Consider the following 23,097-nt stretch of genomic DNA (forward strand, 5'->3'; position numbering starts at 1 on the left):
AATTTTGGCGGTTGCGGTAAAAGCTCCTCAGGTAAAAATAGCAGCCTGTATCGATACGCTACAGCATGTTGTGCGGCGTTTATGGATTGGCCCATTGTTTCGTTGGCGGTTTTCAGGGTTTCGTCCTCATAAAATTTTAGCTCATCCCATTGATTTGCATGTGGCTGATCCGATGATGGCGCATGAATTTTATCACGGTCGTTTTGCTTTTGCGGGTCATACTGTTCATTCTGGTGCTGTTTCACCTTTTTCATTGGTTGCGCCAACGCCTGAATGGGAAGCGGCTCTGCATGATTTTCATTGGTTGCGCCATATGCAAGCAGCAGAAAGTGATTTAGCTGCGGCGCATGCGCGCTCTCTTTTAGAAGATTGGCTGAACCACGCTGGAAAAAAGGTAAAAGGGCTTGCTTGGAGCGGTCCTGTTGTCGCACGGCGTTTGATCTCGTGGATTTGTCACTCAAAAATGTTGTTAGAAGGGGCAAGCGAGCGATTTGAAAAACGCTTTTTACGTGCGCTTGGTTTGCAATTTCGTTATTTACGCGCAATAATTTGCGGTATGGAGCACAATGATCAACGGTTACAAGCAGCAACAGCTTTGACGTTCGCATCTCTTGCTTTGCCTGTTTCGCTGGCCGTGAAAAAAAAGGTACAAAACACGCTTATAGAAGAGCTTTCGCTTCAGATTTTGATTGATGGTGGGCATATTTCCCGTAGCCCTATCATTTTGCTTAATTTATTATCGGATTTATTATCTTTACGTTACTTTTTTATGCGGAGCAATGAAACAGCACCCCGTGTTTTGATTGATTCTGTTGAGCGTATGTTGCCAGCTTTGCGATTCTTTATCCATGAGGATCAAACATTGGCGCATTTTAATGGGGTTGGTCCCCTCGTTTCAGAACGGTTATCGACACTTTTGGAGCTTGATGAAACAGGAGGTCATCCTTTTAGTTATGCGCGTTATTCAGGGTTTCAGCGCTTAAGAGCCAATCAAACAACAATTATTGCCGATACGGGAAAATTTCCACCACGCTTTGTAGCACAGCAAGCTTGTGCAGGATGTTTGTCTTTTGAAATGTCTTCACAAGGACACCGTTTTATTATCAATACTGGCATTAACCCTAATGGGCGGGAAGACTATCGACATTTAGGCCGTGTTACTGCTGCCCATTCAACAGCGACGCTTAATGATTGTTCGGTGGGCGTTTTTTACAAAAAAAAGAAAAATGGCGCTTCCCTTTTGTTTGATGGACCCAGGGAAGTTCAAGTGCACCGTATAGAGGATTCTGAGAAAACAGGTTTTATTGCGAGCCATAATGGTTATGTGCGCCCCTTTAATCTTATTCATGAGCGTGGTCTTATTTTGGCGACGAATGGGGATATGATCGAAGGATTTGATCGCTTTTTTATGCCCAATAAAGAGGGAAAGAGACATAAAAGGACGCAAAGTGAACAAGATCATGTTGCTGTTCGGTTTCATCTTCATCCACAAGTTGATGTTAACTATGATGGTGAGCGTGTGTGTTTAGCGGTAAAGAGCGAACACGTAGCGGGCGAGCAAGTATGGTATTTTATTTCGCCTGATGCGGATATTTGTCTTGAAGATTCGATTGATTTTGCGGAATTAGCAGGTCCACAGCGGACACAGCAGATCGTTTTATATTTTCGCCCTGCATTTCAGGAAAAGGTTCGCTGGCGTTTTATTCGTAAAGCCGTTTGATAAAAAATCAAAACATTGTTTTTATCGTCTATTGCGTTTTATTTTCATGTCCTAAAACATCATCGTTTATTGGGGGCATATCCTCTTGAAGGATTGTATAAATTTTTTTACACGGAAGTATTTTTTGTAAGTGTGTGGAATGAATATTTTGAGGCAAAGTTTGCTTATAGAATCTCATGTGCTAGTGCTAAAAAGAGGGGATACTCTAGTGGAAATGGAGGTGTTGAAAGACCATTATTGACAGATCGGTACTGATTTTAAGAATCTATATTCTTTAAAGGTGTTAAGAGAAAATTAAACGATTGCTTATCTTCAAAAAGTTCTGGAGAGTGTTATCGTGATCAATATTCTTGGTTTTGGTCCCATTATGGCCGCTTATAGAGTAATACGCTGGCATCATTACACCCCTAGAGCTGCTTTTAATGTTGCAATAGTCTTCTTGACGTTTGACACGGTTCATTATAGGTATTTTTAGTTTCTTTTTACAATTTCATTCCACGCAGATTCTTTTTGCTTGTCATGTACAAGAGGACAGAGTTTTAGTTGATCCAATATAAATAGATTTGGAATAAGATACTCATACAGTAGAATCCTCCATAAAACACGCAAAATAATGAACATTTTTGATAACTTAAAAGCCGTTCGTCATAGAAACATTGAGAATTTAAGAAACGATATTACAGCAGGACACCCCCAAAAAAACCTTCTGCTTTATGTTATTATACCTTGTGTTATTATACTAAAGTATTATCACACTAAAAACGAAGTTATAATAACAAGCCTTAAAGTTTTCGTTTCTTTATAGTAAAGTACTCTCTCAAATATTCTTCAAACAACTCTTAGAAAGATTTACGCGAATAGCGCCGCGCAACGGAATCAATATCACCTCGACAAATGCCAAGATCATTAAGTTCATATGTTGAAAGACGGCTCAACGCATTAATGGTTCGGCGATAACGGCGCCAATTACTATAAGAACGTAGAATATTCATGTCCTGTACTCAAACTTTGTTACACTCCTTGATTTAAGATAGAGCATATTATTAAAAATAGTTTGTGCTATAATGTCATAGCAGGTATGCATCTACGTATAAGAACAAAACCTCTTTAATATGGGTTTCATGTAAAAGGGAAATGTATTAAATCTATTAATAACGGTGATATCTTATTCCTAAAACAATAGCTAAATATATGCATTTTTTGTGGTGATAACTTCTTTATTACGCGTAGACTCCCTCGATTGAATAACTGCTCCTATTTTAACAGTTATCAACCGATATATGATCTATGAAAAATTTCTTGAAATGTTTGTCTTATATGAAGAGGAGATCATCCCAATTATATTAATGACGGAAATGTCGTATTCCTGTAAAAACCATGGCTAACCCTTGAGCATCCGCAGCAGTGATAACTTCTTCATCTCGCATGGAGCCTCCTGGTTGAATGACTGCCGTTGCACCGGCTTCAGCAGCTGCTAATAAACCATCTGCAAAAGGAAAAAATGCATCGGATGCAACCACTGATCCTTTTGTGAGAGTTTCTGTTAAGCCTGCCCTCCTTGCACTTTCTGCGGCTTTACTTGCAGCAATTTTTGCTGAATCGATACGGCTCATTTGTCCAGCGCCAATACCAACTGTTGCACTATTTTTTGCGTATACAATAGCATTTGATTTAACATGTTTTGCTACACGAAAAGCAAATTGAAGATCACGCATTTCATCTTGAGTTGGTGCTCGCTTTGTCACCACTTGCAATTTAAGATCATCAACCACCACATTATCACGTGATTGCACTAAAATGCCTCCTGCAAGTGTTTTTGCAAGAAGTCCTCCACAATGGGGATTAGGGACGCCACCTGTAATGAGCAAGCGAAGATTTTTTTTCTTGGAAATAATTTCACGTGCCGCCATTGTTGCATCAGGCGCAATAATCACTTCCGTGAAAATTTTAACAATCTCTTCTGCACATTCCTCATCAAGGGTTTGATTTAAAGCGACAATGCCACCAAATGCTGATACATTATCACACATAAGAGCTTTTAAATAAGCTTCTTTCAAATTTTTTCCTTCCGCAACACCACAAGGATTGGCATGCTTAATAAGAGCAACAGCAGCGGTTTTTTGCGGATCAAATTCTGCCACAAGCTCAAAGGCTGCATCTGTGTCATTCAGATTGTTATAAGAGAGTGCTTTACCTTGTAAAAGTTTTGCTGTTGCAACGCCAAAACGTTTTTCATTATTGCGATAGAATGCTGCCTGTTGATGTGGATTTTCACCATAGCGCATAACACTTTCAAGATGACCAGAAAAACTCTGCCATGATGGTGTTTCAATTTTTAAATCCCGTGCAAACCATGCTGCTATTGCCGTGTCATAAGCAGCAGTGTGCGCGTAAGCGCGCATTGCTAATTGATGGCGCATGGATAAGCTTAAACATCCATTATGCTGTTTTAATTCCTCTAGAATCGAATCATAATCATCTATCGCTGTTACAACACCGGTATAAGCATAATTTTTTGCCGCAGCGCGAATCATCGCCGGTCCACCGATATCAATATTTTCAAGAATCGTTTGTGAATCAGCTCCCGATTGGAGTGTCTCTTCAAAAGGATAAAGATTTACCACCAAGAGATCAATTCCATGAATGTTGTTCTTTTCCATAGCTTCCCTATGGTTAGGATCTTCTCTTACCCCTAACAAAGCACCATGAATCAAAGGGTGGAGTGTTTTTACACGCCCATCCATTATTTCAGGAAATCCAGTAACTTCAGCAACATCTTTTACAGGTAAACCAGCAGCTATGAGAGTTTTGGCTGTTCCTCCAGTTGAAATCAATTCAATATTGTAAGTCGTATGAAGGGCTTTTGCAAAGGCAACCACACCCGTTTTATCAGACACAGAAAGAAGAACACGACGAACCTGATGAAGATCAGGTATAGAAAAATTTTTGGCAACAACACCCATAACAGAAGCCTTAAACAATGAAAGAGTTAAAATTCCAGAAAAACAAGTTTATACATTCATAGCACAAGCCTTTAGCAAAATACACTGAAAGGATAAATTATCTTTTTAAAATATACGATGACTCTCTTTGTTCTTATACTGTAAAATGTCGTCATTGGAGGTATTATGATAGGTATAAAGTCTCATTTAACTCAATCTTTTATCTTCATAGCAGGCTTAAAATACAAAACGCATTTGCACATTTTCTGTTGTATTCGCTTTTGTCTGTGAGATAAAGGCAAGAATGTTCCACATACCCGTTTGAGTTATCTTTGAGAGATGGGAAATAATCAGCAAAAATATGAAATTATAACGGTCGAAATGCCTGCTCATTTTTCCTGTCATTTTTAATTTCTATGTTTTTGTAAAAGCATTGATAACAATGTTTTTTTAAGAGTGAAAATGACATATTGTCCTACATTTTTGGGCATTGCTTTTTTAATGAGATCACGTTTTTCATGCAAAATAAAATGCTATTATAGTGTGCATTCACGCGCGTTTATTTTAAAGTAAGCATTTTTCAATGAATCAACTTATGGTTGTCTTGTGAAGAGTGTCGTGTAAATCCTTCGTTAATAGTATAACAAATTCATTAGATCCATGATCTGTAATTAGAAGGTGTGAGGTCGGGATGCTCATTCTTTTTATACTTTAATAATGTTTGGTATTTGAGAGGAAGAAGGAAGTATTGATCTTCTTTGTTATGAAATAAGCCAAACAGTTTAATGAAAACTATATTGGGAATGGATATTTTACTTGTTATTTTTTAACTTTTTGCTGTAGCAGAAAGAAAAAAGCACCTAACATGCCAGCAGCTAAGATAAACCACGTGATTGCGTAAACAAGATGATTGTTCCGAAAATGGATCATCGTAAGACCAGTGACAGGAAGATTTGCTTGTGGAGATGTTTTTCTGGCATCAATAAAATAAGGGGCAACAGTGGATAATCCAAGTTTTTGCGCCATAGCGGGAAGCTCACGCGTATACCATATATTCTTATCAGGATTATTTTTGCGTGGAAAAAATCCATTTTTTTCACTCATGCGTAATAAACCGATAATTGTCGTTTGTTCTGTATTTGTGGTAGAATCTTTCTGAGATGAGGCATGTATATGCGATGGCTCTGAATGTTGAAAATTATTACGCTCATCCATGGGGATAAAGCCACGGTTGATAAAAGTTAGTGTGTTGTCTGCGGTTTGTAAAGGCGTTAAAACCCAGTAGCCTGTAGTATTTTGAGCAGCAGCTGTGACTAAAATATTTTTATTTTTTAAAAATTTTCCTGTGATAACAACAGGTTGATATTCGTTTTTTTCAAAAGTAACCTCTGCCCATTGATCTTTCCTAGGGGCTTTTATGGGGGCTAAGTGGACGCGCTGATTGGCACTGGTGATAAGATTTGTTTTCCAGTTTAACCGTTGTACTTGCCATATGCCTAATGCACTAAAGAGAAGAAAAAAACAAACGCATAAAGTTTCAAATAAAAGGAAAGAAAAACGGCAAGAATTTCCTTGAAGCTTTGTCATGGAGGGGGATTTTTTGCTCATGATATATGCTTTCTTTCAGGATAATAAACTTTTATTCTAACACGGTATACCTTTTAAAAAAGCATTTTGTACGTTTTTTAGCGGAATTTATACGCCTTGATTTTGAAAAAAGATGAAGGATGAGCCAGAAAGAGATGAAAAAGGTTTTATAAAAGACTTGACCTTTTGTTGTCGAGTCCCTATTAGAAGGAAACTTCCCAATAATGCCCGTTCAAGGTCGCATTATGCGCGATTTGCATTCATTGTGTCTTTGGGGTATAGGGATTTGAAAGTTTCTTAGAGTTTAAAGGTGAAGTTTATGTCTCGTGCATGTGAATTGACAGGGAAAACGGTTCTGTATGGTAATAATGTTAGCCATGCGAATAATAAGACTCGGCGTCGTTTTTTACCAAATCTTTGCAATGTGACATTAATTTCAGAAGTGTTGCAGCAAAGTTATCGCTTGCGTATTTCAGCAAATGCATTGCGTTCTGTTGAACATCGTGGTGGTCTTGATGGTTTTTTGGTCAAGGCAGACGATAAAGAATTGTCGCAACGTGCGCGTTTGTTAAAACGCCAAATCATTAAGAAAAAAGCTGAGAAAGAAAGCGAGCAAAAAGCTGAACAAGCAGCGTGATTGTTCGTATCATTATCTTTGGTGGATTGATGCTCTAATCACGGATCTTCGTTCTAGAAGTTCATTTTTTGGCTTTTCTCTTTGATCGCTCTATTATTTTATTGGTTCCATACCCCAGGTTAAAAAAAATGTTTTCAAGCGGTCTTTTATTAGAACAGCAAAAGAGAAGATACGTTGTTTTTTCTATTTTAGCAATGTGTCTTGCGGTTACTGCTTCTAATATTTTGGTTCAGTATCCCGTCTATTGGTTTGGTTTGAATGAGCTTTTGACTTATGGGGCTTTTACCTATCCATTTGCTTTTCTCATCAATGATTTGACCAATCGTTTTTATGGTCCATCTGCTGCGCGGCGTGTGGTTTATGCTGGTTTTTTTGCCGGTGTTTTTGTTTCTTGGATATTGGCAACACCGCGGCTTGCACTTGCTTCTAGTTTGGCATTTTTATTTGGGCAACTCCTTGATATTGTTGTTTTTACGCCTTTGCGACGGAAAACATGGTGGAAAGCACCTTTAGCAGCGGCGTTGGTTGGTTCGGCGTTGGATACAGTGTTGTTTTTTTCTCTTGCTTTTTCGAGCTCTTTTGCCATTCTTGATCAGATGACAGGCTATGCTGATAGCTCACTGGTAGAGAGCACTGTTTTGGGAGGGGTAAGCATACCAGTTTGGCTCTCGCTTGCTTTTGGCGATTTCTCCGTAAAAATTATTATGAGCCTGTTGATGTTGATTCCTTATGGGACAATTCTTAATATTGTGAAACTCCCTCTTTATAAAAGTCACGCAAAGGAGGATTCCTCTTTTGCTTGTAACAAATGATGCCTTTTGTTTTTTGTTTTCCTAAAGGAAAAACGATTATACATTATATTCTGTAATGGCTGCCTTTTAAAGATTTATAAGAGGTATTTTGCTTCTTTTGTCAAATGATATTCATTTGTACATACTTTCTGCTTATGATGTGTATGGAAATGACTTTGACTGATCTAATGTCAGATAAGAGTATCTCATCAGTATTAAAAACGATAATAAAGCTCTTATAAAAGCTAAGAAATATCTTGTTAGGAGTTTTATTTTTTTACAAGTGGTTATTTGAGCTATAAGAAGCCTAATTCTTATAGAGATAAAAGCAATTTGATACATACTTGAGTAGTGTATAAATAGAAAATTAAATACCAATGGATCAAATTTTGGCAGTTTTTTTGGCAGTTTTAAAGTGTGGCGATACTGGTATTTATCATTATTTTAGAAGCAAATGTTTGCGCAGATATGCTAGTGCTTTACAAGCCGTTGTAATGCGCTCTCTGTAAAATTTGGCAAATGCTTCGAGTGTTTATTTCAGATATATTGTGAGTTAGAAAATACGATACTTGGAGCTGATAGTATGAATAAAATGATAAATTAAAGAGATCCAAGAGAGGCTTTATTTGATAATTTTATATTAACTTCTTTGAAAAAACAGAAAAAGCCTATTGAACGACCTATTGTGAAATCACCTCTTCGTTATCCTAGAGGGAAGAGTCGTGCTGTTCCTATGATTATTAATAACTACATAAGGAAACAAAAAACTTTATGTTCTCCTTTTGTAGGAGGCGGTTCAATTGAATGAATCTTAGCAAAAATAGGAACAAAGGTTTATGCTTATGATGCTTTTAAGCTGCTTGTTATTTTTTGGTAGATGCTTTTGCAAGCTGCTTCAGCTTTGGCAGAAAAAGTGAGAGAATATGAAGATATGACTCCTGTAATGTTTTATAATCTCCAAAAAATTTTTGGGAGTATTAAAAATTAATTAGAGATTGCTGCCACTTTTTTTGCTCTTAATCGTTCTTCTTTTTTTGGAACAACACTTTCTGGCGGTATGTCTCCTGGACTTCTTGATTCAATTATCGTTCTATTGAATAGCTTAAAGATTTTAAGATTGAAAATTTTACAGTGGAACACAGAGATTTTACAGAAAATATTCCTAAACACTTTAATGATTTTCTTTATTGAGGTCCTCCATATCTTATTAATCAAAAACTTTACGGTTAAAAAGGAGATAAACATAATTTTTTTGATCATCAGGCTTTTGCTGAGCTTTTAAGAAAGCGTCAGGGGTGGGTTTTATCTTATAATGATTGTGTGGAAGTTAGAGAACTTTATAAAGGACATAAAATACTGAATCCTGAATGGACTTACGGTATGGGAAACAATAAAAAGTCAAATGAACTTGTAATTTTGAGTAAGGATCTTTAGGAAATCGTATAAATTAAGTAGAAAATAGAAAAGCCTTTGAATATGCTTTGGCCGCAGGGTTTAAAAAACAACAAAGGCTCCTATAGAATTTAATTCATCCTTTCAAGTAGCGGAATCTTTTTATAATTTATTTAATGATACTGACAAAAGACTTTTAAATCTTGCTTCTATTGAAGCAGCGGTTTTCTTACAGTTACATGATAAAAATATTAGAAATACGAAAACTATTGTTCTTCAAGAAGATTCTGTTGGGATCAAAGGAGATGTCCGTGATATTATTTTAAAAGTTCCTGAAAATCCTATTGGTATTTCTGCAAAACATAATCATAGCGCTATCAAACATCCTCGCCTTTCCAGTGAAATAGATTTTGGTAAAGAATGGACAGGTTATCCTTGTAGCAGCATTTAGTTTCGTGGAATTAGGCCCATTTTTGATTATTTAATAGAGCTTAGAAATTAAGAAAATGTTTTCTAGAGGCATAGGTGATAAAGAAAGTAGAATTTATCTACCAATCTTAGAATCTTTCTCTAAAGAACTTCAAAGGCTTTGTTTAGATTATCAAGATAAATTTGCTAAACTATTGTTTCAGTATGTTATAGGTTCTTATGATTTTTATAAGATTATGATAAATACGAGATCTAAACAAAAACGGGTGATTATTCAGTCTTTTAATTTGAATGGTACTCTAGGATATGGTCGTAAATGGAGAATTCCAAGCAAAATTTTATCAGTTTCAATAAAGGAAGAAAGTAAAAACAAACTTATTATAATTTTTGAAGATGGATGGGGTATTTCTTTTAGAATGCATCATGCGTCTCGTAAAGTAGAAGCTTCCTTAAAGTTTGATATTCAATTTGTGGGATTATCTTCTCAGGTTGTTAGCCATCAAATTCCGATGGTTTAATGATAAAAATAGTTTTTAAAATGTGCCTGTTGCTGATTTAAGGCGGGGTTATTTCTTATAAAGTTTGAGGTGCTTTATCACTAAAAAGTGCTTCTAGTTGTTTTGTTATGGCACCTGCAAGCTCTTCGGCATTCATAATTGTTACAGCACGTTTATAATAACGGGTGACGTCATGACCAATGCCAATGGCAATGAGCTCGATGGGGGAATGGGTTTGAATTTCTTGAATCACTGCGCGTAAATGTTTTTCTAGATAATTGCTGGCGTTGACTGATAGTGTTGAGTCGTCAACAGGGGCACCATCAGAAATAACCATGAGAATGCGACGTTGTTCACGCCGTGATAAAAGGCGTTGATGTGCCCAAATTAAAGCTTCTCCGTCGATATTTTCTTTGAGTAATCCTTCTTGCATCATCAAACCTAGATTGCGGCGTGCACGACGCCATGGGGTGTCTGCACTTTTATAGATGATATGACACAAATCATTCAGACGTCCAGGATGATGAGGTTTATGTTGCTCAAGCCATTTTTCACGTGATTTTCCCCCTTTCCAAGTTTTGGTGGTAAAACCTAAAATTTCAACTTTAACACCACAACGCTCAAGCGTTTGTGCTAAAATATCAGCACAATTTGCGGCAACGCTAATGGGGCGTCCGCGCATTGAACCAGAATTATCAATGAGGAGTGAAACAACCGTATCTCGAAATTGGGTATTGCTTTCCATTTTAAAAGAAAGAGGCTGCATGGGATCAATAATCAGGCGTGGGAGCCTTGCTGTATCGAGATATCCTTCTTCAAGGTCAAAGTTCCAGTTGCGATTTTGTTGTGCCATAAGGCGCCGCTGGAGACGGTTGGCTAAACGTCCAACAATGTTTTGAAGATGATTAATTTGCTTATCAAGACAACGGCGTAAGTGATCTAATTCATTTTCAGAACAAAAATCAGTTGCTTCCAAGACTTCATCAAATTGACGGGTGAAGATTTTATAATTGCCAAGTTTTTCCATTTGCTCTGAATCGGAAAAAAGACGTTTGGATTTGTCTGGCTTTTCTTGCCAAGGGCCATTTTTTTGTTCTCCGTCAGTTTGATCAATATCGTTTGTTTGTGTCGCTTGTGTTTTTCCTTCGTCTTGATCATCACTTTCTTGTTCAGTACTGGTTTGTTCTTCACTTTGAGTGTGTTTTTTGTTTTTATTTTCTTCTGCTGTTTGATCTTGAGATTCACATTCGTTTTTTAATTTTTTATCATTTTCACTGTTAGAAGCTTCATCTTGTTGCACCGTCATTTGGAGGGTAGCAAGCATTTGGCGAACGATCTGTGCAAAAGCTTGTTGATTGTAAATATGATGCGTGAGTTCATTGAGCTCTGCTGCAGCTTTTTGTTCAAGTTCTTGGCGCCATAATTCTAAGACAGGACCTGCTTCTTTTGGGGCTGCACGCTTTGTTATTTTTTCGCGCAATAAAAGGGCTAACGCCTCTTGGATAGGGGCTTCACTTTGGTTACTAATCTTTTCATAATGGGCTCTTTTGTATTTATCAGCGAGCATGACATCAAGGTTTTGTGCAAGCCCCTCCATGGCTAAAGTACCGATTGCTTCAACACGTGTTTGTTCAAGGGCATCAAAGATAGCCTGTGCTTCTGATTCTAGTGGAGAAAATTGCATGTGAATGCGGTTATCATGCCATGCTTTTCGCAGAGCCATGGAATCACCTAAGCCACGGGTAATGGTGATATCTTTATCCGTAGCGCGTTGTGGTAATTCTGGTAAACGTGCACAATTTTCGCTTAAAGATGGACGGTTATGATTAAAGGAAACTTCGAGGTGAGATGTACCGGCAATGGCACGCATACAAGTGGAAAGAGCTTTCTTAAACGCTCCACTATTAAGCGTATTGAGGGGAGGATTGTTTATTTGATTTTTGCTGTTGTCGTTAGAGGTGATCGTCATAATTGACATATTCCTTTAAGACAAGACACCTTGCATGAGTGATTCGGGAAGCTCTTGTCCAAAGGCGCGTTGATAAAATTCTGCGACACTGGCACGTTCGAGTTCATCACATTTATTGAGAAAGGTTAATCGGAAGGCAAAGCCAATATCTTGAAAAATTGTGGTATTTTCTGCCCAAGTAATGACAGTGCGTGGGCTCATGACTGTTGAAAGATCCCCATTGATAAAAGCTTGGCGGACCATATCAGCAACGTGAACCATTTGTGAAATTGTCTTTTTCCCCTCAGCCGTTTGAAAAGATTTGACCTTTGAACAAACAATATCAACCTCTTTATCATGGGGTAAATAATTAAGTATCGTCATAATAGACCAGCGGTCCATTTGGGCTTGATTAATTTGTTGGGTACCATGATAAAGCCCTGTTGTATCACCAAGCCCAATAGTATTGGCCGTTGCAAAAAGACGAAATGCTGGGTGAGGAGAGATAACGCGGCTTTGATCAAGTAAGCTGAGTTTGCCAGAGCTTTCAAGGACACGTTGGATAACAAACATAACATCAGGACGTCCCGCATCATATTCGTCGAAAACAAGAGCAATATTATTTTGATAAGCCCATGGTAAAATGCCCTCTTTAAATTCAGTGACTTGTAAGCCATCTTTTAAAACAATAGCATCTTTTCCTACAAGATCGATACGACTTACATGACTGTCGAGATTAATGCGAAGACAAGGCCAATTGAGACGCGCTGCAACTTGTTCAATATGCGTTGATTTGCCTGTTCCGTGATAGCCGGAAACCATGACACGACGGTTAAAAGTAAAACCTGCAAGAATCGCTAAAGTTGTTTGCGGATCAAAAAGATAATCGGGATCGATATCAGGAACATGCGGGCTTTTTGTACTAAAAGCAGGAACTTTCATATCTGTTTCAATATGAAACAAGTCGCGAGCACAAAGGGTAATATCGGGTGTATTTTCAAGGTTAAGATTTATCATAATGTTTCAGGCTGGGAAAGAACGCTATTTATTTCATGAGAAGACGATACAAGAGTTAGAGCATTTATGCAATGCTCTAACGAAAGCCTTAGAGATGAAGGAAGATCGTTTTAACGTATTTTATCACATTTTGTGAAGATAAGAATGTTTTATATAAAGAGTGATGATCTCAATAAGAATGGGTTCATATCAGCGCGTTTTTTTAACACAGACCAGATTTTTTAAGTAAATTATAAGCATGTAAAACGTCGCGAAAGCGCTCTTCAGAAGCACGATTACCCCCATTGGAATCAGGATGGTGCTTTTTTACCAGCTCTTTATATTTCATTTTGATATCTTCTGCTGAAGCGTTTGCTTGTAGTCCCAGTGTATCAAAAGCTTTTGCTTCTAAGGGCTTTAATTTTCGTGAGAAATTATTTCTTGAATGCCGTCCCGTAAAAAGCGTAAAAGGATCACGCATACGATTTTGATAAGCTGCTGTTCCAGAGCGAATCTTTGCATAATTGGCAGCAGTTTTTTTCGCTGTCCCATTACTAAGATCTGTAGGCCATGTTGGACGATGCCCTGTAAGTGCGTCCTTTTGGAATTTTGCGATATCTTGATTGCTAAGACCCGAGAAGTAATTAAAATTTTTATTATAGGCACGCACGTGATCAATACAAAAATGTAGATATTGTCCTTCGTGATTTCGACCTGCCGGTGCTTTATGGGTTCCTGTCTTTTCACACCCTTCCCACTGACACTGTTGCACTTCTGGCTCAGATTTCTGTTTTTTATTTGAGCTTATGCGAATTGAATCGAATAATTTAGATGTTATTGCCATATTATTGGTTTATGCAAAATTGATTAATTTTACAAGAATTGACTTTTAAAAAATTTGTTTTCACACTTATTTTAAATATGAAAAAAGTTTATTTTTACACGTTCATTTTGTTAAGGAATGAAAAATGTCTATAGAAACAATAATTAAGAAAAAGCTTCAGGATGCGTTTCATCCGCAAAAACTTGAAGTGATTAATGAGAGTCATCTTCATGAGGGACATCCTCATAATGAACATGCTTTTGATGGTAAAGGAGAAACACATTTTCGCGTAAAAATTTTATCTTCTTCTTTTTCCAAAATGACGCGTGTAGAAATCCATCGAGCGATTTATAAAGTTTTACAAGAAGAGTTAGCAACTTGTGTCCATGCCTTGGCACTTGAGGTTGAAACACTTTAATTTTTTTGATGAGGCGTTTTTAAGAACGAGGATGGGCCTTTTGATAAATTTCCAACAAATGATCTGTATCAACATGGGTATAGGTTTGTGTGGTGGAAAGACTCGCGTGCCCAAGAAGTTCTTGAATTGTTCGCAAATCTCCCCCTCGTGATAAAAGATGGGTGGCAAAAGAATGGCGCAATGTATGGGGAGTGGCCGTTTCTGGTAAACCAAGGTGTGCTCGTAAGTTGCGTACAGTTTTTTGAATGATAGCCGGCTGTAGGGGACCACCTCGCGCACCGCGAAACATGGGTTGGTTATCTTTTAAAGGATAGGGGCAACATTTGAGATAATTTTGTACAGCTTCGTAAACAATTTTGATGAGAGGGACAAGGCGTGTTTTGCTCCCTTTGCCTGTTATGAATAAACTTGTTTTTTCAGGATCAGAAAATTGTTCTGGTGTAAGGCTTAAGGCTTCTGATATTCGCATTCCACAGCCATAGAGAAGCATAAGGACAGCTGCGTTACGCGCGTTAATCCAAGGTTCGTTTTCTAGCTGATTTTCTTGTTTGACAACGTGAAGAGCTGATTGTACCGCTAAAGGTTTTGGGAGCGACTTTGGATGTTTGGGGCTTCGGATAAGCTGAGCTGCGGGAATATTGACGATTCCTTCGCGAGATAGGTATTTGAAAAAAGAACGGATGCCTGCTACCCCACGGCTTAAAGAGCGCGCACTGACATTGTTTGTACGTCGATAAGCAAGATAAGCACGCAAATCACTGACGCGTAAATGAGCAAGATCTGTGAAAGTTGGTGCTTGGCTTAAATGTTGACAGAGAAAAGATAAAAATTGCCGCGTATCACGTTCATAGGCCTGTGCTGTTTGTACGGACATACGACGGGTTTTTACAAGATGCTCTAACCAGTTTTTCCTTGCAGTTAAAACCGCATGGTCGGCTGGAATGAGAGGACTATTTTCATCTTTTCTCTTGTCGTTTTTTATAGGCATTATCTAGTTTAGGGTCTCTTTCTTTGTAGATTTTTTATCGTCGACCAGACCATTTTTCTTTTCAGGTTGTTGTTCATGATTGATAAGTTGCTTTTCACCTTTAAGAGAGAGTATTTTTAAAAGATTATGCGTTGACATCAAATGTGCAAAAATTAATCCTAAAAAGCCATTTTTATGAAGTTTGGCAAGTTGGCTTGCCGATAATTTATTCAATTTTTCTTCGTCAACAACCCAAAAATTTTCCAATTGCGCCGAGAGACCTTGATCATTTTTCACATTGATTGACTTTTGACTGAGAAGATCCATTTCCACAAGAGCGTCAATAAATTCAGAGGTTTTCTCCATCGCGATTTTAAAACTTTCAAGAAAACGAATACGTTCTTCCATAAAAGGAGAAATAGAGCCATCAGAATTAAAAAGTTCTGTTCCTGCAACTTCATTAAACATTCCTGACTGTTGATCAAAGCAAACAGAAAGTTCTTTTTCATTGCTAATTTGTGCTAAAACAAAAGGATAGCGACGAACAAAAGCGGGGACATAAGTATTGGTTTTCCAACTTTTATCAGAGGCGATATAGTCATTTTCATCATTAGATAGACCAACAAGAGCGGCCGATGTATAGTGCCGTTTTTTTTGTTCATCTTCAGCGCACATAAACAAAATAGGATAGTCTAAGGCTGCTTGAAAATATTCAGTACTTGCTAAAGGAACCCAGTGCGTATCTTTGGCAAAAGACATATCACTTGGTGGCGCAAATTTTAGATTTTTATGGGAAACTTTGTTGATTGGCGTGATATCTTTGTAAAATAGCATAATATTTGCCATAAGACTTTCTCCTTTATTAATTTGTTTTTGTTACCAAGAAAGCTCTTTTAGGAAGATTGTCTCATATGGCAACAAGATTGAATAGAAATGATCAAGATTGAGGGTTCATTTTTGAGAGATAACGTTTTTGCATGAAGTATAATAAAGAAAAGCTTAAAAATAAAGTCTATCTTGCCATTATTGGTGTGCCTCACGGTATAAGAGGAGATGTTTTTGTTAAAATTTTAAGTGCCGAGCCACAGCGCTTTAAATCTTACAGGACTCTTTATGATGATATGGGGCGTTCTTATGAAATTGTAACTCTTCGCACACAAAAAAATAACGCGATTGTGCATTTTAAAGGGATCGATAGTCGTAATGATGCTGAATCTTTAAAAGGAATTCGCCTTTATGTGATGCGTGATCAATTGATTGATGATTTGGATGAAGATGAATTTTATCAAGTTGATTTAATAGGTTTGCGTGTTCAAGAATATGGGGGAAAAATCTTAGGAGAAGTATGTGGTTTTTATAATTTCGGGGCTGGTGATTTGCTTGAAATAGGTTTGAATACGGGTAAAAGAGTGCTTATTCCCTTTAGTAAGGTAGCGGTACCAGAAATTTGTATGGATTCTGGTTTTCTTATTGTTGATCCCATGGCTGCTGGCCTGAGCAGTGGGAGAGAAAGTGATCAGTAAGGAAATGGCTTGAATCTATAAAAATAAAGGTGAAAGTGAAAAATAACGGGTGAATTTTGTCAATAAAAAGTGAAAAGTGTGAAAAGATTAAGAGAATATTTTAAGCAGATATTGTAGCATTTTATCTCGAAATATTCCTAAGTTTTAGAGTCTTTTTTGAAAGTGTAAATACGAAAAGGACCGTGTTAAATAGGTTGTAGGTTAAGAAGATTTTAATTAACGCTATAGCGTTATATTAATTTTTTATGCCATTTTTATTTAAAAGAGTTTGTTGAATAAAATGAGGATGAAAAAATAACAATGAAGTTTCAGGCGCGCGTTTTAACTCTTTATCCTGAAATGTTTCCTGGTTTTTTAGGGTATTCTTTAGCAGGGCAAGCTTTAGAGCGCGGAATTTGGTCTCTGGAGACGGTGCAGATCAGAGATTTCGCTTTGGATAAACACCGTAGCGTTGATGATAAACCTGCTGGCGGGGGAGCTGGTATGGTGATGCGGGCAGATGTTTTGGCGGCTGCGCTTGATTGTTGTCCACAGAATTCGCCAAGATTATTGATGAGTCCACGTGGGCGCCCTTTTGATCAAGCTTATGCGCGGCGTTTGGCTGGTGATTCGGGCATAACATTGGTTTGTGGACGTTTTGAAGGCGTTGATGAGCGAGTTATAGAAGCACGTGAACTAGAGGAAGTCTCTATTGGTGATTATATTCTTTCAGGGGGTGAAACCGCCGCATTGGTTATCTTAGATGCTATTATCCGTCTTCTTCCTGGCGTGATGGGAAATGAAGCTTCTGCAAAGTGTGAAAGTTTTGAAAATGGTTTGTTGGAACATCCCCAATATACGCGTCCTTCTCTTTTCGAAGGACGAGCGATTCCGCCTGTGTTGACCTCAGGCCATCATAAAGCGATTGCAGATTGGCGTCAAAGACAAGCCGAATTGTTAACACGTCAACGTCGTCCTGATCTTTATGCGCGTTATGATAAAAATCGTCAGAAAACTTGATTCATAGGATAAGGTGGTGTATTGCATGGCTCTCTTTTTAAAAGAATTTTGAATAAAAGGTTTTCTATAGTTCCAAAAGTAAAATGAAGGAATGGTGCATTCGCTCCTGTGTAAGACATAGCCTAAAGAGTATCTTTGCGTAGTATAAGGCTTTTTGGGTAAGAGTTGAGCGCTCTGACTGTTCAATAAAGAACATGAAGGATAAAAAAATGAATATTATCGCACAGCTTGAAGCTGAACAATGTGCAAAAATTGAAGAAAAGCGCCAACTTCCAGCCTTTAAACCGGGAGATACTGTCCGTGTCATGGTGCGTGTGACGGAGGGTACGCGGACCCGTGTTCAGGCTTATGAAGGGGTGTGTATTGCGCGTTCCGGTGGTGGGTTGAATGAGACCTTTACAGTTCGTAAGATTTCTTATGGTGAAGGGGTCGAACGTGTATTTCCTGTTTATTCTCCTTTGATTGAAGCTGTTGAGCTGGTGCGTCGTGGTAAAGTGCGTCGGGCAAAACTCTATTATCTTCGTGGTTTGAGAGGTAAAGCTGCCCGTATTGCTGAAAAGAGAGATTATCGAAAAAAGGGTGAAAAGGGAGTTGAAAAAGTAGAAACAACCCCTGTAAACGCGGATGTTGAAATGCATGTTGCTGAGTAAAAACTATATCGGTTAAACTCTTAAACTTTATGCAAAAGCGGCTTTTATGCCGCTTCTTTGTGTCTTTTGTGATTCGTTTTGTCATTTAAAAGGGTTGTAAAAGGCGGAGAGGGGAGATGAAAATATTTGACCTATCCAAATTTTGTCTCTTTTTTATTCTTAATAAAATAAATTGAGTGAAGTGCAGGGTATCATTGCACATGTCGTGGATACTCAAACGGAATAAGTATAGTTTAAAAAATGTCTGTTTATATCTGATAAAAAATGTTAGACCTTTGACGTTAAGATAAAAGTGTATTAGATTAAGGCAAGTTTTGCGGATCATGTCCGTGAGGTAATCGGTTTTTTTTATGCGTGACCTTTAATCCGTTATTTGAGACAACCGACCTGTAATATCGGTATCTTGAGATGCCAAACAAGTAAAAACGAGAGAGTATAATGTTTGATCACGTTGTGTGAACTTTCTTGTTCATTGCGGTTGCAAAAACCAGGTCAGGATATTTTATGACAGAGACAACTAGGATAAAAGAGCGCCCTCGTTCCCCTCATATCAGTATTTATCGTTGGACAATTACTATGGCTATGTCCATCGCACACCGTATTACGGGTATGGCCCTTTATGTTGGAACGGTTTTTCTTGCTGTTTGGTTAATTGCTATTGCCTGTGGGGAGGAGGCATTTAGAACAATTAACGAAATTTACAGTTCTTGGTTTGGATTGTGTATTTTGTTTCTTTATACTTTGGCAGGGGTTCATCACATGGTTGGTGGTGTTCGCCACATTGTTTGGGATCTGAAACCTTGCCTTTTGGCAAAAGAAAAGGCAACAGTTACTGCTTGGGCGACAGTGTTTATTTCTCTTATTATTACTTTTATGATTTGGATCATTGGGTATATCGTTGTTTAGCTGGGGGTAAAAAGAGACATGAAAAAAGATTTTCGAACGGAACTTGGAAAAGTACGGGGGCGTGGGAGTGCACATGAAGGAACAGAGCACTTTTGGCGAGAACGTTTGACAGGGTTTATCAATCTACCGCTTTTAATATTTTTTATTGTTCTTATTCTTTCGCTTGTAGGAAAGGATTATAGTATTGTGCGTGCAAGGTTTGCACATCCTATTGTTGCTATTTTGATGGGGTTGATGACTTTTTCAGTCCTCTATCATATGAAACTTGGTATGCAGGTGGTGATTGAAGATTATATTCCACGCGAAGGCTTTCGGTTATTCTTTTTGATATTAAATATTTTATTTTGTTTTTTCATGGGCGGTGTCATTATCTTTTCTCTTTTAAAAATTGCATTAGGGGGTTAAACAAATATGGCGGATACAAGATCATCTTTGGGCGCTAAAGCAGGTAACGCCCCTTATCACACTGTAGATCATCAATTCGATGTTGTTGTTGTTGGGGCAGGTGGTGCAGGATTACGTGCAACATTGGGTATGGCAGAACAAGGATTAAAGACAGCTTGTATCACGAAGGTTTTTCCAACTCGCTCACATACCGTTGCAGCGCAAGGGGGAATTGCCGCATCGCTTTCAAATATGGGACCTGACAATTGGCAGTGGCATTTATATGATACCGTAAAAGGCTCTGATTGGCTGGGTGATACCGATGCAATGGAATATTTGGTGCGTAATGCTCCTGCTGCTGTGTATGAATTAGAGCATTATGGCGTTCCTTTTTCCCGAACGCAAGAAGGGAAAATTTATCAGCGTCCCTTTGGTGGACATACAACACAATTTGGTGAAGGTCCACCTGTTCAACGGACTTGTGCAGCTGCTGATCGTACAGGCCATGCCATTTTACATACGCTTTATGGTCAAAGCTTAAAGCATAATGCGCAATTTTTTATTGAATATTTTGCGCTTGATCTCATCATGACCGATGGGGTTTGTACGGGGGTTGTGGCGTGGAATCTCGATGATGGTACAATACACCGTTTTTCTGCTAAAATGGTTGTTCTTGCAACCGGTGGTTATGGACGTGCTTATTTTTCAGCAACATCAGCGCATACTTGTACGGGTGATGGGGGCGGAATGATTGCACGGGCTGGATTACCCCTTCAGGATATGGAATTTGTGCAATTTCACCCCACAGGTATTTATGGTTCTGGCTGTCTCATTACAGAAGGAGCACGTGGTGAAGGTGGCTATTTGATCAATTCTGAAGGCGAACGCTTCATGGAGCGCTACGCACCTTCCTTTAAGGATTTAGCTTCGCGGGATTTAGTTTCGCGTTGTATCACACTTGAAATTCGTGAAGGACGCGGCGTTGGTCCAAAAAAAGATCATATCCATTTGGTTCTCAATCATATTGATCCCGCTATCTTGCATGAACGTTTACCAGGGATTTCTGAATCCGCTCGAATCTTTGCTGGTGTTGATGTGACAAAAGAACCTATCCCTATCTTGCCTACGGTTCATTATAATATGGGCGGTATTCCTACCAATTACTATGGGGAAGTTCTCAATCCAACAGCTGATTCGCCTGATCGTATTCAACCAGGTTTGATGGCGGTGGGAGAGGCTGGATGTGCTTCTGTTCATGGCGCTAATCGTTTGGGATCAAATTCATTAATTGATCTTGTCGTGTTTGGTCGTGCCGCTGCAATTCGTGCTGGTGAAGTAATTGATCGAGATGCGGAAATTCCACCTCTTAATGAGACCGCTTGTGATGAAATTATTGCGCGTTTTGATCGATTACGTTTTGCTCAAGGAACGATGCCAACAGCTGTCTTGCGTGAAAAAATGCAACGCACAATGCAAGAAGATGCTGCTGTTTTCCGTACGGAAGATTCTTTGCAACAAGGATGTCGACGGATAAGTCAAATTTGGGATGAATTGGCGGATCTCAAGGTCACAGATCGCTCATTGATATGGAATTCTGATTTGGTCGAAACATTAGAGCTTGAAAATCTGATGGCCAATGCAATTACCACTGTTTATTCTGCCGAAGCACGTTTAGAAAGTCGCGGTGCTCATGCGCGTGAAGATTATCCAGAGCGAGACGATAAAAATTGGCGAAAACATACGCTTTCTCATTTGTCTAAAAATGGTAAAGTAACTTTGTCCTATCGGCCTGTCCATGTTGATCCATTAACAGCTGAAGAAGATGGTGGTATCGACTTAAAGCGCATTGCACCTAAAAAGCGTGTTTACTAAGGGGAGAATAAATTATGGTACAAATTAAGCTTCCCAAAAATTCTCAAGTAAAACCAGGAAAGGTTTGGCCTAAACCTGAAGGTGCGACAAAACTAACAGAATTTCATGTTTATCGTTGGTCGCCTGATGATGAGGAAAATCCACATTTGGATACTTATTACGTAGATCGTTCTGCTTGTGGTCCTATGATTCTGGATGGGCTTTTGTTTATTAAAAACCATATTGACCCGACTTTGACACTTCGTCGATCTTGCCGTGAAGGCATCTGTGGTTCCTGTGCCATGAATATTGATGGGTTCAATACGTTAGCTTGTACCAAAGGTATGGATGATGTAAAACACCCCATTAAAGTCTATCCTTTGCCTTCCATGCCGGTGGTGAAAGATTTAGTTCCTGATTTGAAGCGCTTTTATGCACAACATCGTGTGATTGAACCTTGGTTGCAAACTGTTTCACCTGAACCTGCTAAAGAATGGTTACAAAGTCACTCTGATCGGCAAAAAATTGATGGTCTTTATGAGTGTATTTTGTGTGCCTGTTGTCAGACATCATGTCCCAGTTATTGGTGGAACGGTGATCGTTATTTGGGGCCAGCCATCCTGCTCCAAGCGTATCGTTGGATTGCTGATTCACGCGATGAGATGTGTGGTGAGCGTCTTGATAATTTAGAAGATCCTTTTCGCCTTTATCGGTGCCATACGATTATGAATTGTGCACAAACTTGTCCAAAGGGATTAAATCCAGCAAAAGCAATTGCTGAAATTAAAAAACTCATGGTTGAACGCCGCCTTTAAAGAATGGCGACTTTATGAAAATAAAGGTTAAGGCTAGAATGATATAATCTTTGGGGATTTAATCTCTAAAAGCGCATGGATCTCTTATGAGGAGGCTGTGTAATGATAATCGTTTTAAAAGCGAAGTCATCGTCTTAAAATTAAGTCATTTTTTTAGAAGCAATTCTTGCTAATGGCTGAAAAAACTCATGATTAAACATTATCTGTATAAATTGATTGATTCATAAAAAGTAAGACACAGCAAATAGTGTTTTTTTGTGCTTTTTGATATTTAATCTCTAAAAGTTTATGGGTTTTCGTAAAATGGTTAACAACAATTATTATTGTTTTAAAAAGGCATGAGTTTTGTGGGTAAAATAAATACTTAAAATAGCATTTTATGTGAAAACACTATGCTATGTGTTTTTGTTTTCATTAAACTTGTACCAAAATTCTCATTTTAATGCATGATTTGATGGATCGTTTTTTATAAAAGAAGGCTCGCTTATATCAATAGAGCATAAAAAAACAAAGAATAATGTAAACGTTATAACGTATGTAAATCATTCAGATGAAATACAAATAAGTAACGATAGTCTATAATTTTACAATACGTTTATTATAATATCGAAAACACTGCTGATATTCAGTGATTGGCGCTTTGATATTATCATCACATATATTTAAAGGATATATTGTATTTTAGAGGTTCGATTATTAGTCGCATTAAAAAATAAAATTGATAGTTCTCAAAATTAGAGAATGTAAAATCATTTTCTCTTATTGCGATGTCCTATTATTAGGAAAGCTTTAGTTTAAAGCTATCGTAATATCAAACGATCT

20 protein-coding genes and 1 pseudogene are annotated in these 23,097 nt (G+C 38.1%); 13 read left to right on the forward strand and 8 right to left on the reverse strand.

The genetic code is table 11. The annotated features are described in order from the left end of the window. Window positions 1-4: 4 nt before the first annotated feature. On the forward strand, window positions 5-1,720 hold the full coding sequence (locus FS875_RS02140) for a heparinase II/III family protein (protein ID WP_144752405.1): 1,716 nt from the start codon (window positions 5-7) through the stop codon (window positions 1,718-1,720). A gap of 839 nt (window positions 1,721-2,559) precedes the next feature. On the opposite strand, the gene FS875_RS02145 is transcribed toward FS875_RS02140, so the two are convergent. From FS875_RS02145 to FS875_RS02155, 3 genes are all read right to left on the reverse strand, one after another. Next, window positions 2,560-2,712, reverse strand: coding sequence for a DUF1127 domain-containing protein (locus FS875_RS02145; protein ID WP_144752407.1), 153 nt, complete (start codon window positions 2,710-2,712; stop codon window positions 2,560-2,562). Between the two features lie 351 nt (window positions 2,713-3,063). After that, window positions 3,064-4,683, reverse strand: a complete 1,620-nt coding sequence (gene purH, locus FS875_RS02150) for a bifunctional phosphoribosylaminoimidazolecarboxamide formyltransferase/IMP cyclohydrolase (protein WP_144752410.1) — start codon at window positions 4,681-4,683, stop codon at window positions 3,064-3,066. A 798-nt stretch (window positions 4,684-5,481) separates the two neighbouring features. After that, the gene (locus FS875_RS02155) at window positions 5,482-6,270 is read right to left on the reverse strand and encodes an SURF1 family protein (RefSeq protein WP_144752413.1); all 789 of its coding nucleotides are present in this window, start codon (window positions 6,268-6,270) and stop codon (window positions 5,482-5,484) included. Between the two features lie 298 nt (window positions 6,271-6,568). Here FS875_RS02155 and rpmB point away from each other — a divergent pair, with 298 nt between their 5' ends. The 4 genes and pseudogenes from rpmB (at window position 6,569) to FS875_RS10785 (ending at window position 10,016) form a co-directional block, all read left to right on the forward strand. Next, window positions 6,569-6,886 (forward strand): 50S ribosomal protein L28, encoded by a 318-nt coding sequence (gene rpmB / locus FS875_RS02160; RefSeq protein ID WP_144752416.1) that lies wholly within the window; start codon window positions 6,569-6,571, stop codon window positions 6,884-6,886. Between the two features lie 128 nt (window positions 6,887-7,014). Next, window positions 7,015-7,698, forward strand: coding sequence for a VUT family protein (locus tag FS875_RS02165; RefSeq protein WP_144752419.1), 684 nt, complete (start codon window positions 7,015-7,017; stop codon window positions 7,696-7,698). Window positions 7,699-9,190: 1,492 nt separating this feature from the next. Then, window positions 9,191-9,520 (forward strand): annotated as a pseudogene (locus tag FS875_RS10955) (HaeIII family restriction endonuclease); the annotation flags it as partial. A 55-nt stretch (window positions 9,521-9,575) separates the two neighbouring features. Then, entirely contained in the window at window positions 9,576-10,016 is a 441-nt protein-coding gene (locus tag FS875_RS10785) for a HaeIII family restriction endonuclease (protein ID WP_144752422.1), read from the forward strand. 55 nt (window positions 10,017-10,071) lie between these two features. Here the strand turns inward: FS875_RS10785 and cobT are convergent, their stop codons facing one another. From cobT to FS875_RS02190, 3 genes are all read right to left on the reverse strand, one after another. Further along, on the reverse strand, window positions 10,072-11,964 hold the full coding sequence (cobT, locus tag FS875_RS02180; protein ID WP_144752425.1) for a cobaltochelatase subunit CobT: 1,893 nt from the start codon (window positions 11,962-11,964) through the stop codon (window positions 10,072-10,074). 15 nt (window positions 11,965-11,979) lie between these two features. Then, window positions 11,980-12,960 carry a cobaltochelatase subunit CobS gene (gene cobS / locus FS875_RS02185; RefSeq protein WP_144752428.1) on the reverse strand — a complete coding sequence of 327 codons (981 nt, stop codon included), beginning with the start codon at window positions 12,958-12,960 and terminating at the stop codon, window positions 11,980-11,982. A gap of 202 nt (window positions 12,961-13,162) precedes the next feature. Next, the gene (locus FS875_RS02190) at window positions 13,163-13,783 is read right to left on the reverse strand and encodes a J domain-containing protein (RefSeq protein ID WP_144752431.1); all 621 of its coding nucleotides are present in this window, start codon (window positions 13,781-13,783) and stop codon (window positions 13,163-13,165) included. 124 nt (window positions 13,784-13,907) lie between these two features. Here FS875_RS02190 and FS875_RS02195 point away from each other — a divergent pair, with 124 nt between their 5' ends. Beyond that, window positions 13,908-14,180: a BolA family protein gene (locus FS875_RS02195; protein ID WP_139412532.1), complete on the forward strand. Its 273-nt coding sequence runs from the start codon at window positions 13,908-13,910 to the stop codon at window positions 14,178-14,180. Between the two features lie 19 nt (window positions 14,181-14,199). Here the strand turns inward: FS875_RS02195 and FS875_RS02200 are convergent, their stop codons facing one another. Together FS875_RS02200 and FS875_RS02205 are read right to left on the reverse strand one after the other, a co-directional pair. Then, the gene (locus FS875_RS02200; RefSeq protein WP_144752434.1) at window positions 14,200-15,168 is read right to left on the reverse strand and encodes a tyrosine recombinase XerC; all 969 of its coding nucleotides are present in this window, start codon (window positions 15,166-15,168) and stop codon (window positions 14,200-14,202) included. Window positions 15,169-15,171: 3 nt separating this feature from the next. Then, window positions 15,172-15,993: a SapC family protein gene (locus FS875_RS02205; RefSeq protein WP_144752437.1), complete on the reverse strand. Its 822-nt coding sequence runs from the start codon at window positions 15,991-15,993 to the stop codon at window positions 15,172-15,174. Window positions 15,994-16,124: 131 nt separating this feature from the next. On the opposite strand from FS875_RS02205, the gene rimM reads away from it, so the two are divergent. From rimM to FS875_RS02240, 7 genes are all read left to right on the forward strand, one after another. Then, window positions 16,125-16,670 carry a ribosome maturation factor RimM gene (gene rimM, locus FS875_RS02210; RefSeq protein ID WP_144752441.1) on the forward strand — a complete coding sequence of 182 codons (546 nt, stop codon included), beginning with the start codon at window positions 16,125-16,127 and terminating at the stop codon, window positions 16,668-16,670. A 300-nt stretch (window positions 16,671-16,970) separates the two neighbouring features. Further along, window positions 16,971-17,669: a tRNA (guanosine(37)-N1)-methyltransferase TrmD gene (gene trmD / locus FS875_RS02215; RefSeq protein WP_144752444.1), complete on the forward strand. Its 699-nt coding sequence runs from the start codon at window positions 16,971-16,973 to the stop codon at window positions 17,667-17,669. Window positions 17,670-17,878: 209 nt separating this feature from the next. Next, a complete protein-coding gene (rplS, locus tag FS875_RS02220; protein WP_144752447.1) occupies window positions 17,879-18,319 on the forward strand; it encodes a 50S ribosomal protein L19 in 441 nt (146 codons plus the stop codon). Between the two features lie 504 nt (window positions 18,320-18,823). Then, window positions 18,824-19,225, forward strand: coding sequence for a succinate dehydrogenase, cytochrome b556 subunit (gene sdhC, locus FS875_RS02225; RefSeq protein WP_144752450.1), 402 nt, complete (start codon window positions 18,824-18,826; stop codon window positions 19,223-19,225). Window positions 19,226-19,243: 18 nt separating this feature from the next. Further along, window positions 19,244-19,630 carry a succinate dehydrogenase, hydrophobic membrane anchor protein gene (gene sdhD, locus FS875_RS02230; RefSeq protein WP_120121401.1) on the forward strand — a complete coding sequence of 129 codons (387 nt, stop codon included), beginning with the start codon at window positions 19,244-19,246 and terminating at the stop codon, window positions 19,628-19,630. Between the two features lie 6 nt (window positions 19,631-19,636). Further along, window positions 19,637-21,481, forward strand: coding sequence for a succinate dehydrogenase flavoprotein subunit (gene sdhA, locus FS875_RS02235; RefSeq protein WP_144752453.1), 1,845 nt, complete (start codon window positions 19,637-19,639; stop codon window positions 21,479-21,481). A gap of 14 nt (window positions 21,482-21,495) precedes the next feature. Beyond that, window positions 21,496-22,275 (forward strand): succinate dehydrogenase iron-sulfur subunit, encoded by a 780-nt coding sequence (locus tag FS875_RS02240; RefSeq protein WP_120121398.1) that lies wholly within the window; start codon window positions 21,496-21,498, stop codon window positions 22,273-22,275. Window positions 22,276-23,097: the final 822 nt, after the last annotated feature.

This window comes from Bartonella saheliensis (assembly GCF_902162175.1).

Bases quoted from the DNA above. Each gene is read 5' to 3' on its own strand.
- FS875_RS02145 (WP_144752407.1), bottom strand. From the start codon at position 2,712: ATGAATATTCTACGTTCTTATAGTAATTGGCGCCGTTATCGCCGAACC.
- purH (WP_144752410.1), bottom strand. From the start codon at position 4,683: ATGGGTGTTGTTGCCAAAAATTTTTCTATACCTGATCTTCATCAGGTT.
- FS875_RS02155 (WP_144752413.1), bottom strand. From the start codon at position 6,270: ATGAGCAAAAAATCCCCCTCCATGACAAAGCTTCAAGGAAATTCTTGC.
- rpmB (WP_144752416.1), top strand. From the start codon at position 6,569: ATGTCTCGTGCATGTGAATTGACAGGGAAAACGGTTCTGTATGGTAAT.
- FS875_RS02165 (WP_144752419.1), top strand. From the start codon at position 7,015: ATGTTTTCAAGCGGTCTTTTATTAGAACAGCAAAAGAGAAGATACGTT.
- FS875_RS10785 (WP_144752422.1), top strand. From the start codon at position 9,576: ATGTTTTCTAGAGGCATAGGTGATAAAGAAAGTAGAATTTATCTACCA.
- cobT (WP_144752425.1), bottom strand. From the start codon at position 11,964: ATGACGATCACCTCTAACGACAACAGCAAAAATCAAATAAACAATCCT.
- cobS (WP_144752428.1), bottom strand. From the start codon at position 12,960: ATGATAAATCTTAACCTTGAAAATACACCCGATATTACCCTTTGTGCT.
- FS875_RS02190 (WP_144752431.1), bottom strand. From the start codon at position 13,783: ATGGCAATAACATCTAAATTATTCGATTCAATTCGCATAAGCTCAAAT.
- FS875_RS02195 (WP_139412532.1), top strand. From the start codon at position 13,908: ATGTCTATAGAAACAATAATTAAGAAAAAGCTTCAGGATGCGTTTCAT.
- FS875_RS02200 (WP_144752434.1), bottom strand. From the start codon at position 15,168: ATGCCTATAAAAAACGACAAGAGAAAAGATGAAAATAGTCCTCTCATT.
- FS875_RS02205 (WP_144752437.1), bottom strand. From the start codon at position 15,993: ATGGCAAATATTATGCTATTTTACAAAGATATCACGCCAATCAACAAA.
- rimM (WP_144752441.1), top strand. From the start codon at position 16,125: ATGAAGTATAATAAAGAAAAGCTTAAAAATAAAGTCTATCTTGCCATT.
- trmD (WP_144752444.1), top strand. From the start codon at position 16,971: ATGAAGTTTCAGGCGCGCGTTTTAACTCTTTATCCTGAAATGTTTCCT.
- rplS (WP_144752447.1), top strand. From the start codon at position 17,879: ATGAATATTATCGCACAGCTTGAAGCTGAACAATGTGCAAAAATTGAA.
- sdhC (WP_144752450.1), top strand. From the start codon at position 18,824: ATGACAGAGACAACTAGGATAAAAGAGCGCCCTCGTTCCCCTCATATC.
- sdhD (WP_120121401.1), top strand. From the start codon at position 19,244: ATGAAAAAAGATTTTCGAACGGAACTTGGAAAAGTACGGGGGCGTGGG.
- sdhA (WP_144752453.1), top strand. From the start codon at position 19,637: ATGGCGGATACAAGATCATCTTTGGGCGCTAAAGCAGGTAACGCCCCT.
- FS875_RS02240 (WP_120121398.1), top strand. From the start codon at position 21,496: ATGGTACAAATTAAGCTTCCCAAAAATTCTCAAGTAAAACCAGGAAAG.